The organism is Pseudidiomarina sp. (assembly GCF_048268165.1).
Classification (GTDB): Bacteria; Pseudomonadota; Gammaproteobacteria; order Enterobacterales; family Alteromonadaceae; genus Pseudidiomarina.
Genome location: NZ_JBLWWA010000018.1, coordinates 1 through 9,664, shown reverse-complemented (window position 1 = coordinate 9,664; position 9,664 = coordinate 1). Strand labels below are relative to the sequence as shown.

The 9,664-nt window shown below is 46.4% G+C and carries 16 protein-coding genes and 1 pseudogene; 4 read left to right on the top strand and 13 right to left on the bottom strand.

Going from position 1 to position 9,664, the window contains the following annotated elements:
• The 13 genes and pseudogenes from ACN0UY_RS12230 to ACN0UY_RS12170 form a co-directional block, all read right to left on the bottom strand.
• A pseudogene (locus ACN0UY_RS12230) lies at window positions 1-266 on the bottom strand (hypothetical protein); the annotation flags it as partial.
• Complete coding sequence (locus ACN0UY_RS12225) at window positions 266-1,543, bottom strand: hypothetical protein (protein WP_417667448.1); 1,278 nt, start codon at window positions 1,541-1,543, stop codon at window positions 266-268. The gene ACN0UY_RS12225 and the pseudogene ACN0UY_RS12230, both read right to left, overlap by 1 nt.
• 67 nt (window positions 1,544-1,610) lie before the next feature.
• On the bottom strand, window positions 1,611-2,855 hold the full coding sequence (locus ACN0UY_RS12220) for a zonular occludens toxin domain-containing protein (RefSeq protein ID WP_417667446.1): 1,245 nt from the start codon (window positions 2,853-2,855) through the stop codon (window positions 1,611-1,613).
• Window positions 2,856-2,857: 2 nt separating this feature from the next.
• Complete coding sequence (locus ACN0UY_RS12215; RefSeq protein ID WP_091828197.1) at window positions 2,858-3,199, bottom strand: DUF2523 family protein; 342 nt, start codon at window positions 3,197-3,199, stop codon at window positions 2,858-2,860.
• A gap of 3 nt (window positions 3,200-3,202) precedes the next feature.
• Window positions 3,203-4,363 carry a hypothetical protein gene (locus ACN0UY_RS12210; RefSeq protein WP_417667444.1) on the bottom strand — a complete coding sequence of 387 codons (1,161 nt, stop codon included), beginning with the start codon at window positions 4,361-4,363 and terminating at the stop codon, window positions 3,203-3,205.
• A gap of 125 nt (window positions 4,364-4,488) precedes the next feature.
• A complete protein-coding gene (locus tag ACN0UY_RS12205) occupies window positions 4,489-4,701 on the bottom strand; it encodes a major capsid protein (RefSeq protein WP_417667442.1) in 213 nt (70 codons plus the stop codon).
• A complete protein-coding gene (locus ACN0UY_RS12200; protein ID WP_417667440.1) occupies window positions 4,698-4,934 on the bottom strand; it encodes a hypothetical protein in 237 nt (78 codons plus the stop codon). The genes ACN0UY_RS12205 and ACN0UY_RS12200 overlap by 4 nt, the downstream gene beginning before the upstream one ends.
• Complete coding sequence (locus ACN0UY_RS12195; protein ID WP_417667439.1) at window positions 4,927-5,073, bottom strand: hypothetical protein; 147 nt, start codon at window positions 5,071-5,073, stop codon at window positions 4,927-4,929. The genes ACN0UY_RS12200 and ACN0UY_RS12195 overlap by 8 nt, the downstream gene beginning before the upstream one ends.
• Before the next feature lie 142 nt (window positions 5,074-5,215).
• A complete protein-coding gene (locus ACN0UY_RS12190) occupies window positions 5,216-5,491 on the bottom strand; it encodes a hypothetical protein (protein WP_091828192.1) in 276 nt (91 codons plus the stop codon).
• A gap of 8 nt (window positions 5,492-5,499) precedes the next feature.
• Window positions 5,500-5,838 carry a hypothetical protein gene (locus tag ACN0UY_RS12185; protein WP_417667438.1) on the bottom strand — a complete coding sequence of 113 codons (339 nt, stop codon included), beginning with the start codon at window positions 5,836-5,838 and terminating at the stop codon, window positions 5,500-5,502.
• A 162-nt stretch (window positions 5,839-6,000) separates the two neighbouring features.
• Window positions 6,001-6,198: a hypothetical protein gene (locus tag ACN0UY_RS12180; RefSeq protein WP_417667437.1), complete on the bottom strand. Its 198-nt coding sequence runs from the start codon at window positions 6,196-6,198 to the stop codon at window positions 6,001-6,003.
• Window positions 6,198-6,407: a hypothetical protein gene (locus tag ACN0UY_RS12175; RefSeq protein WP_417667436.1), complete on the bottom strand. Its 210-nt coding sequence runs from the start codon at window positions 6,405-6,407 to the stop codon at window positions 6,198-6,200. The genes ACN0UY_RS12180 and ACN0UY_RS12175 overlap by 1 nt, the downstream gene beginning before the upstream one ends.
• Complete coding sequence (locus ACN0UY_RS12170; RefSeq protein ID WP_091828190.1) at window positions 6,407-6,613, bottom strand: hypothetical protein; 207 nt, start codon at window positions 6,611-6,613, stop codon at window positions 6,407-6,409. Before ACN0UY_RS12170 ends, ACN0UY_RS12175 begins: the two co-directional genes overlap by 1 nt.
• Window positions 6,614-6,729: 116 nt before the next feature.
• Here ACN0UY_RS12170 and ACN0UY_RS12165 point away from each other — a divergent pair, with 116 nt between their 5' ends.
• The 4 genes from ACN0UY_RS12165 to ACN0UY_RS12150 all read left to right on the top strand — a co-directional run bounded on the left by ACN0UY_RS12165 (window position 6,730) and on the right by ACN0UY_RS12150 (window position 9,274).
• Complete coding sequence (locus ACN0UY_RS12165) at window positions 6,730-6,984, top strand: DNA-binding protein (RefSeq protein WP_091828189.1); 255 nt, start codon at window positions 6,730-6,732, stop codon at window positions 6,982-6,984.
• A 99-nt stretch (window positions 6,985-7,083) separates the two neighbouring features.
• Window positions 7,084-7,785: a phospholipase D family protein gene (locus tag ACN0UY_RS12160; protein ID WP_417667434.1), complete on the top strand. Its 702-nt coding sequence runs from the start codon at window positions 7,084-7,086 to the stop codon at window positions 7,783-7,785.
• A 36-nt stretch (window positions 7,786-7,821) separates the two neighbouring features.
• Window positions 7,822-7,968 (top strand): hypothetical protein, encoded by a 147-nt coding sequence (locus ACN0UY_RS12155; RefSeq protein ID WP_417667432.1) that lies wholly within the window; start codon window positions 7,822-7,824, stop codon window positions 7,966-7,968.
• Between the two features lie 70 nt (window positions 7,969-8,038).
• A complete protein-coding gene (locus ACN0UY_RS12150) occupies window positions 8,039-9,274 on the top strand; it encodes a hypothetical protein (RefSeq protein ID WP_417667430.1) in 1,236 nt (411 codons plus the stop codon).
• Window positions 9,275-9,664 lie beyond the last annotated feature (390 nt).

Here is a 9,664-nt window from a genome sequence, read left to right as displayed (position 1 = left end):
GCCATATTCATAAGCGCAGTCTTCCTGCGCACACCATCGCGCAAAGTGTGGCCGTGCAGGTCATACCAGAGTTCGATTAGCTCACTCAGTTTCCGCAGATCCTTGGCCCTGGGTGACCACTCCGGTTCCAGAGTAACTTTCTGCTTGCACACCAGCTCAAAGCGTTTTGCGTCCGCTTTAGTCTTGAGTATGCGGCGGAAACGACGCCCTTTGATCGGTTCAATATCGACCTTCCAACGACCATCGGGTAAAGAAGTAATCGCCACTATGCTGCCACCTTACTCGTTAGCCGTCGCTCCAATAGACCCCGTTCGATCAGGTCAAAGAGGTCAGCCTTTGTGAGGTCTCTGGCCTTGATATACCCCATCAGATCACGCCATAGACCGGACTTTTTTAGGCAGCTCCATGCCTTGCGAGCGGTAATATTGTTCCTGGCGTAGATCGACAAGAGGTTGCCCAGGGCAAGAGCAACGTTGCGTTCATTCCCGATCCCAGCCGTTTTGTACTTCCGCTTGGGGATGAAGTCAGACGCCGGCTTAATCCAGTCGGTATCCTCATTCAGCAGGGTCCAGAACGGGTCCACGTAACGTCTATTCAAATCGAGCCGGAAACGATCCAGCCCATAGGCCCAGAGGTTCGCTAAATACTCGGATGCAGCCTCATAGGTACTGAGATTGCATTTCTTCTCTTCGGTGGTGTTGTAGTCGGCAAACTGACGGAGCACCGTTTGAGAGAAACGGAATTCAAGGCGCCATACATCCTGATCCGGTTGCCAAAGAGGGGTTGTCAGGTCGTGATCAACCTTGGCACTCCAGATGCCGTGGAAATAGTCGATCTTGTCATGGGCGACGATCTCCCGTGACTTGTTGTACAAGGCTGCCTGCAAACTGGAGACGGTGCCGAAGGTGTAGGACTGACCACGGCCATAGATACTGGCGACTTCGCCGGTGGTGACTTCAAGCGACTGGAAGCCGTTACGGTCGCTGACCCGCTGAGATCGGCAGGTCAAACGGTCCACGAAGTCAGACGGGGGAACCCACCCTTGCCAGTCAGTAGCCAGGTGAATGGCCACACCACAGGGGGACGGAGCTATTACAAACCAGCCTGCCGCGAGTTCGTCCATCTGGTACTGAAGCACGTCGGGGGATTGGTCACGGATCAGCTTGGGTGATACTTCAATCTTGCAATGACTCCCCGCACAGTCAGCCGTGGTGTGGTTGTTCTTCACCATGATGATCACGCCGAATTCAGCATTCTGCAGCAGGAATTTAAAACCGGCCTTACCGCCTCTTTTGAGCCGCCATAGATGCCCCTGGTACTCAATCACTGGACGATGCTCTGCCTCTAACCTCTCCTCCAAGTTGTCCAGGAGGTCATGATCAAGCATCCCGTTATACAACTGACGCACCGTATCAACGGAGCAATCAATAACACGGACACCCGAGAGGTCTACAGTCTCCAATGTGGGGGTTACGAAGAAACGCCCCTCTTCACAGGATTCAAAATTCTGGTTTCTACGGGTTAAGGATTCTTTCTTCATCATCTGCACCTGATGTAACAAGGGTGTATAGCTGTTTAACCAGCCACTGGTTGTAATCATTTGAGACGTGCTACAGGGCCGTCCGGGGCGGTGCGTTCGTATGCTCAACATTTCGCCCCTCACGCACCGCCCCGGACGGGCTCACACTGTCATTGCGAAGCACCAGGGGAACACAGGTCACGGGATACGATTCACCTTGATAGACAATTTCGCCGTAGCAGCGGCCATAACCATTGAACTGATAGCCCATTTGACGCAGGTCGGATGCCAGGTATTCAACTGGGTCACCATCAACCAGGACACTCAGTGAGTAATAAATCCGGTTGGGTGCCGTCACATAACCCGAGATCCACAACCTCAAACCAGAAAGGGGACCAGACTCTATAGAACCAGCTTGACGGTCTGGGCGAGGCACCACATCACGGTTATCAGAATCATCAACCGGAACAGGAGGAACGACAGAAACGGGTACAGGAGCTTGAGAAGGGAGATCAACAGACGGATCGGGAGCAGGAGCAATTGGCTGAGCTTGCGTAGTAGTCCGAGTACCAAGGAGAATTTCATACCCTCCGGTCGCTGTTGCATAGACGAAAGCGGCAATGGCGATACCCAGCGCAAATACGATACGAGGCGATTTAAAGAGGTTAAAGCCATTAAGCGTTTGAGACGCGACACCCGTTTTTGTGGAGTCGTAGAGTCTAAAGACCAAAGGGTTAACCCGTTTATCTCGTATGACGTCAAAGTCTGAGGCGGATTGTCCGTTTTTTTGAGCATCGTGATATCCCTCTTTATAACCCCTGAACATAGGACCTAGAAGGGCCTTGTTTTTGTGCTTGTACGCGCCTTCAGTCGTCTGGCGAATGTCGTCACGTATGGATTTGATATTGGGAGCGGTTAATACAATGTCCCAGTTGAAATGCCGGTGCATCTCCCAGGCTTCGATCCAGTTTGCTGGCCTGCCATCAATGGAAGCCTGATCAGGTCCCCCTGGATAATCGAGAGCATCCAAGTCCTTTTGACGCCACGCCTTTGGAAACATGACACCGGATTCATCAAAGAGGCACAGAGCACCCAAAGGTGCCCAGTGGAACCAGGTGGCCATCTGATAACGCCCCTGACGGGTATCAGTATCAATAAACACAACATCGAAGGAATCAGGTACATCTTGCATATGCAGGAAGGTACGTTCACGGCTGACACCTCTAATGTTCGTAACTACAACCCTGCCCGCCTTGGCTGCAGGAATGAAATAATCCGATATAACACCAGCCGTTTTAAAAGAGCCGTTTGCACCGTGGTGAATAGAAATAGACATAATTAGAACCCCGGAATAAACCTGAGAACAAAGCGAGTAACAGCGGATGAGAGAATAAAATTAATGCCTTCAGGGATACGCAAGTACGCGAGAACACTACGGGTGGGAGCATCCAAAGTACCCCAAGCACTATCCAGATAGGATGAAATATTAAGGTCGTCAATAATGGATTGAGCCACATCCCAGGCAAAAGGAATCGCAGTAATCAAAAATCCAATGTAGGCTTTAACGGACTGTTTAATAAAATAGGCATATGCATCAACGGTGAACGTGTAAATTCCCGAATAAATCCAATCTTTAATGTCACCAAAGAATGAAATAACATCATTGAAAAACTCAAGCATGGATCACCTCAGTATAATAAGAATGCCAATAATCACGCACATAAAAAATATTGCAGCCGCTAAAACGTTCAGCTCACTACTATAATCAGACAGGCAGGTCTGACGGGTCACACCGTTCCAGTCGACTATAGGAAAACACGGCAGTGCACCACCCCCACCCGAAAGGGATAAACTAAATGTGTTTGAAATTTTAGAGCGGGTATCCGTGATAACGTCGCGTAATTTTGACCACTCCTGTTCTATCTCTTGTTCGAGCGGATCAATATCAAATCCGTCAGGTTCTCGGCCTTCGGAGTCACCTTGAGACTGATAATCGAAGGATTGACACATCAAGGTTTCAGACATACCAGGTTCAGAACAGATGGTCTTATCAGTTTCACCAGAGTCATCGCCCGATCCGTCACCGGAGCCATCGCCCGATCCGTCACCGGAACCATCGCCCGATCCGTCACCGGAGCCATCGCCTGATCCGTCACCGGAGCCGTCATCACCAGGACTACCACCGGTTGGGCAACTCACATTGGGGGAAACAGTGCCCGTTAACGTACCGTTTTCGTCATAGCACGGTTTAGGTGGTATCTCAGGTGGTGTATCACCATACTGATAGCCAGATATAGCACGACATGCCTGGCCCGACCCGTCATCACATTCAGACGGCGGTAACCATTGATAAACAGGTACAACTTGGCAGCCATCAGCATCAACACCGTATGAACCAAGGGCATCAATATTGGGAATGCCTGAAAAGGATGTACCAGGAGCAGGGCATTCCGGTTCAGGTTCTGAATAGCACGCATGACTTGGATCAGCAATTTGTTCAGCCGTACATGTATTCCGTTTGAATCGGACGTCAGAAAGGCTTGATGCTAATGTTTCTGATCCTGAGTAATAAAAATACGTACGATAATAGCAGTCATACCAGGCAGGAGGCGTTCCAGACGTTGAAAATTCGGGACAGCCCTCAGCAGATCGTGAAACATATTTATAAGCACCTGAGGTATACGGAGAGAAATCAGAAACAAGATTTGATAAGGCCTCCTCTGCAGTTGATCCTTTGTAATTGCCATAATAATAAAAGAAGTCGGACGCTCTAGATGGTTGCGACAAAAAGAGAGGCAGCGAGCACAATAAGGGCAAAAGAAAACGGGTGAAATAAGATTTCATTTACTAGCCCCAAAGAGTTAAATAAAAAAGGAGCCCGAAGGCCCCTTGTTAAACGTACCAGCCTAGACGGCACCCTGTAATAAACATGGATGCAGCAAAGGCACCAAGCAACAGGGACCAGATCATTAGATTCGGCGGATCAGGCCGATAATCAGGCCTACACCGCAAACAGCGGCAACCGCTGCGATCACATACGTGCCGGTAGAACTTGCAGCCGTACCAGCGGCTTCAATCTCGGTACCAACCGCCGCGACATCAATGGCCGCCTGAGCTTGAGCACCCACGAATGCAGCCGCAGTGGACAGGCCATAACCAACTTTCTTGAATACATTTTTCATCGAATTTTCCTCAACTGAGAAACAACCAAACCTGTTGCTAACCCGATAGCAAACAGAGACATAAAACCCACGAAGCCGATTCCAAAGGCCTGAGGGTCGAATCCCCCATTCAGCAGTAGATCGATCTGTTGAACCGAGTCACTGCTGAACAGGTAGACATTGGGCACCAGGGTGACGCTGTCGCAGGTGGCTGCGGTGGCGTTCCAATCGGTGCAAATCAGTACATCAGCCACGATCAACAGCCTTTGAGCGCGGCGGGAACAGGGAGGCAAGCCAGCCAATTAGGTCATAAATCAGCAGGCCAAGAACGACCGTAATAACGTTCAAGGGTGCGATAAGTAAAAAGAGTTCTATTGCTTCAAGGCTGTTCATGTACCTGTATCCCATTAATAAGCGTCACGTGCTGTAGCTGGCCCGCTGCCTCTTGCGCCGATCGGCGGACGTCGCTACGCGACCCCCGCCGATCCGAGGGCGCTATTCAATCAGGCAGCGTGGCCGTAACAGGGGTGGGTAATCACTTCTGAGCAACTGCCAGCTTGGCGGACTTCACGACTACCTTGCCCTTGTTGCCGCCGGCCTGACTGATAGCCATAACGCAATCAAGCCTTGCAGGGAGCGATGCCCCAAGCTGGGAAAACAGGTCGTAAGGACAGGCGTATTTGATGACTTCTTTACCGGCTAGGTTTTCGCTTTCAAGCTTTTCACCCAGGGCCATAATGCTGGCACCCTTGTTACCGTCGATTTCATAGCGGGACACCTGAAGGGCATCAATTTGTGCTGTAAATTCCATGACTTCACCTATTTGGCTGAGTTAGATTTTTCCTTTCTTGATCGTTTAGAGCGCCATTTTTCGATGCACGCTTCCAGATCAAAGGATTTCAAATACTGCTCATACTCTTGCTTTTTCTTTTCACACTCACAGGGACGTGAACCACACAACAGGCAAAAGCCGATGTCCTTTGCCGGTACCACAAGTTGGCGGAGCCGTTTATTCATCGGCCCAGCCAGTCGAATTAACGTCAGGGCTGTTAGCACTGACGCCCCCATCAGGAGTGCAGTCCTGATCAGTGGGAGACGGGAAAGAAGATTCAGAACGGAAGAAGAAAAAGGCGTCGGAATCAAAGTGCCAGTCAACATCAAAATGACCTTCGCCTACCTCGATACTGGTACGACAGGCAGGACACAGGTAACGGACTGACACAATTTGGCCTGACTCAATCCATGCCGTATTTGACTGTGCAAGCGAAGTACAGTCAGGATCAGGGCACTCTATCTGGTGAGAGGTATAGAGCTGTTCCATCAGCGAACCTGCTTAGATCGACGAGACGTGAAACCACCATGCTCTTGATACTGCTGCAAATCTGACCAGCGATAGCGCTCACCCATTACCTGGATAACGCCCCGGACGGCTTTTTGATATTCAGCACGGCTGACAACGCGCTTAGCAATATGATGGTTATCTGTATCAACAACGATATTTCCAATTGTGATAGCCATCAGCTCACCTCCTCAGTTAAGCGTGAAACAGGCATGTTCCTGGATAAGCCTTCAGCCAAAATGTGGGAGCAATCTATTGCCGCCACAAAACCACGCTGAAAAGCATTGAAACGCGGATTGTGTGGAATCTTGTCAGGGAGTGGTCTGCCCTGCTCCAGACTCCATGCACAGAAACGAAAGCCGACTTTGGTGCCGTTGAGAAAGCTCATCAGATCGACTCCTTCTCAAGCAGCTGCTGTGACAGGAGCGCAATGTTAACCAGGCGGTGTTTGCCAATACGCTCGGATGGAAGGTAACCATTCTCGATCCAGCCACGTACTACCGACTGTTCCATTCGAATCCAGTCAGCGAATTCACGCCACGGCATGAGTGGCGGGACCGGCGTTGCGACTGGGGTAATCGGTTGTTGTTCCATGGTTGCGCCCCTATAATCGGGTGTTGTTAGGGTTTTGGTTAATTATGTTCCATGAACATATGTTAATAATACACTGCCTCCCGTTTATGTATATAGAACATTGATTGGATTTTTAAATGGTCGAAAAGGCTTTAGATAGAGCATTGCTATTGCTTGAAAGAACAAGTCTTAAAGACCTGGCCGTTCCGAACAGCAAAGAATATGTACGATGGCAGAACATCAAACGGGGAAAAGCACGCCTAGGCATTGATGAAGCCGAAGCGCTATCAAAAATTTATCCACAATATGCGCTTTGGCTACTAACTGGAAACGTTGCACCTGAAGCGGGTCAAATCAGCCCAAAACTTGACCAAGTAAAGCACTCAGGCTGAAGAGCAGTAAACGCGGGCTAGCAGTTGCAAAACAAGCGATGGAGCGCTGGTTCAACAACAAGGAGGGATAAGCATGAGTAACCAATCAAGGAAAGAGCAATGGCCAAATTTCTAAACACGAGCGCAACTAACTACTTTCTTGAAGAGCTGATAAAACAAGCATCTGAAAGACTGATCCTAATCAGCCCCTTCCTACGCCTAAACGATCGAGTAAAAGAACTCCTAGAAGACAAAAACCGACTTAAAATCGATATTAGGATCGTATACGGCAAAAACGACCTACACCCGGACGAGGTTAGTTGGCTGCGCGAATTAGACTACATCCGAACCAGTTTCTGTAAAAACCTACATGCGAAATGTTATCTCAATGAAGAGAGCGCAATTATTACAAGTCTAAACCTGTACGAATTCAGCCAAATCAACAACAACGAAATGGGTATCTATCTATCCAGATCAGACGATCCAGATCTATACCGGGACACCTTTGAAGAAGCACAGCGCATCATACGAGTCAGCGATGAAGTAAGAATGTCACTTGAAAAAATAAAATCAGAAGACACCGACGCAAGCACAACCAAGCCCTCAAGTGACGAAAATACAAAAATAACATCATCAAAATTAGCCAAGATACTGGGACTATCAACACAAGACTTCCTTAAGAAATGTATCGAAAGAGGCTATCTGCAGGAAAACGGTGATAAAACTCACATTACGGAAGCAGGAAAAAACATTGGTGGTGAATACAAATACAGCAAACGATTCGGGGCATACTTTATATGGCCTGCTGATTTAATAGTATAAATGTCACCCGAGCCTCAAAAGCGTACTGATTTTAGGATGAGCAATATCTATAAAAACGATCTTGCCCCGCTCTGGCTACACATCATGGGCGGTGTCCTTGTTGCTGGCGTCGTGGCTCCGATCATTCTGGAAAATGAATATCCTTCATTTAATGAAAGCGGTAAACTCGACCGAACATCCTAATTTTTATAAATAGATCGATACCTATAATACAGTATATTTAAATCAATCCCAATAAAAAAAGGGATATGAGATGTTAAGAGAAGATCAAGTCAGCGCACTTCTGGAACACTGTGAAGAATTACTAGGATATACTCTTAGCCAAATAAGAGGAAACTTAAGAAGTGTAGAGCACCGCTCAGCTGCCATATTCGAATTAATTGCCATAGACCAACTTTCTGAAATAGGAAAAATAGAGTACGAATCCAGAGAAGGACAAAGCCCTGATATAAAGCTCATTTGTGAATCCGGTACTTATGCATGGATTGAAATAGCATTTCTATATCCTAAATTCTGGAAAGAAGAACAGAAGAGAGAAGAGTTAGATCAGGCAGTTACAAAAGAAGCAAAACGAAGAAAAATCCCCCCGGAAACAATCCAACTTTCATTCTACCACACAAGAGAAGAAAACAAACCTAAGCAGCAACTACCTGAATTACATCAAATAAAAAAAGAAATATCACAAGGATTGATAAGAGATTTTTTCGAAGAAATTCAAAAAAACCCTAACGTCATCATTGAAAAAAAGTCTGATAACTATCATTTCATAATTATTTACAATCCGCAAAAAAAAGGTGATTTTAAAGTCACATTTTCCACAGTAATGGAATCAACAAAAGAAATAAAAGACAACAGCTTATATCGCGTACTAAAATTAAAATGTAAACAGCACAAAATCAAAGATGAACCCAGGTTAATATTAGTAGGCACTGATAAAAACCCAGCCATTTCTTCAAAATTCAGCCATAGTAAATTAGATGAGCAACGTGTCATAGATAAGATTTTTACAGATAACACATCAATATCAGGCGTACTACTTGTTCGCATTGAGCCTGAATATAAAGAACCAAAAGGTACAGATAGCAATACAGAGTTCAATGTCTACATAAACGATAATGCTCGAAATCCATTAACTCCTGATATAATAGATTGTTTTTCAAAAGTTGATTTCAGAAGGTGGCGATATTATAACCCTATAGACAAATTTGAAATCAGTAATAGAGTTAAACCCCGAAATACCTCATCTTCATTTAAAACTAGATTCGACGAATATGGCCCCGTAATAGAAATAGATGAATGGTTACTGATAGACATCATCGCAGGAAGAAAAAAATTATGTGATGAAATACCTATTCTAAAAAGCAATAAAATAGTTTTCGACCCTTTCAAAGATGTTTCTCATTTAAGAGAAGTATCGTTTATAGAAGAAAATTTAAGAGAAGGCAAACCCAGAATAGCTGTTTTAAAATTCATACAAAATAAAAAATAATATATATTTGAATTTTATCGTCAACCAAGATTTTTTATGTAAAGGTGTCGAAAAAGTGTCGAAAAAATTGCTCAGTATAGCTCTACAACCAGCATGTTGGTATAGAATAACTGGTTGTTTCTACGTATATAGAGACACATAGCGGAACAACGAAAAGCCTATGAATAGGGTTCGAAACCCGCCACCCCAAATTGCAAAAGCTAAAAGCCTGTTTTTACAGGCTTTTTTCGTTTATGGGCTTCACAAAGCCCCAGAAGTGTCGAAAACCTTTTATGGTTAGGTGTGAATACTAAACACGTTGTTCACGCAGCTTCGGTATTCGAGACACCGGCGGTAGATTTCCGATACTGCCATGAGGGCGCTGTTTATTGTAGTCCTGATTCCGTGACT

Bases quoted from the DNA above. Each gene is read 5' to 3' on its own strand.
- ACN0UY_RS12190 (WP_091828192.1), bottom strand. From the start codon at position 5,491: ATGGAATTTACAGCACAAATTGATGCCCTTCAGGTGTCCCGCTATGAA.
- ACN0UY_RS12185 (WP_417667438.1), bottom strand. From the start codon at position 5,838: ATGTTGACTGGCACTTTGATTCCGACGCCTTTTTCTTCTTCCGTTCTG.
- ACN0UY_RS12165 (WP_091828189.1), top strand. From the start codon at position 6,730: ATGGTCGAAAAGGCTTTAGATAGAGCATTGCTATTGCTTGAAAGAACA.
- ACN0UY_RS12220 (WP_417667446.1), bottom strand. From the start codon at position 2,855: ATGTCTATTTCTATTCACCACGGTGCAAACGGCTCTTTTAAAACGGCT.
- ACN0UY_RS12175 (WP_417667436.1), bottom strand. From the start codon at position 6,407: ATGAGCTTTCTCAACGGCACCAAAGTCGGCTTTCGTTTCTGTGCATGG.
- ACN0UY_RS12180 (WP_417667437.1), bottom strand. From the start codon at position 6,198: ATGGCTATCACAATTGGAAATATCGTTGTTGATACAGATAACCATCAT.
- ACN0UY_RS12150 (WP_417667430.1), top strand. From the start codon at position 8,039: ATGTTAAGAGAAGATCAAGTCAGCGCACTTCTGGAACACTGTGAAGAA.
- ACN0UY_RS12155 (WP_417667432.1), top strand. From the start codon at position 7,822: ATGAGCAATATCTATAAAAACGATCTTGCCCCGCTCTGGCTACACATC.
- ACN0UY_RS12195 (WP_417667439.1), bottom strand. From the start codon at position 5,073: ATGAACAGCCTTGAAGCAATAGAACTCTTTTTACTTATCGCACCCTTG.
- ACN0UY_RS12205 (WP_417667442.1), bottom strand. From the start codon at position 4,701: ATGAAAAATGTATTCAAGAAAGTTGGTTATGGCCTGTCCACTGCGGCT.
- ACN0UY_RS12225 (WP_417667448.1), bottom strand. From the start codon at position 1,543: ATGATGAAGAAAGAATCCTTAACCCGTAGAAACCAGAATTTTGAATCC.
- ACN0UY_RS12210 (WP_417667444.1), bottom strand. From the start codon at position 4,363: ATGAAATCTTATTTCACCCGTTTTCTTTTGCCCTTATTGTGCTCGCTG.
- ACN0UY_RS12215 (WP_091828197.1), bottom strand. From the start codon at position 3,199: ATGCTTGAGTTTTTCAATGATGTTATTTCATTCTTTGGTGACATTAAA.
- ACN0UY_RS12160 (WP_417667434.1), top strand. From the start codon at position 7,084: ATGGCCAAATTTCTAAACACGAGCGCAACTAACTACTTTCTTGAAGAG.
- ACN0UY_RS12170 (WP_091828190.1), bottom strand. From the start codon at position 6,613: ATGGAACAACAACCGATTACCCCAGTCGCAACGCCGGTCCCGCCACTC.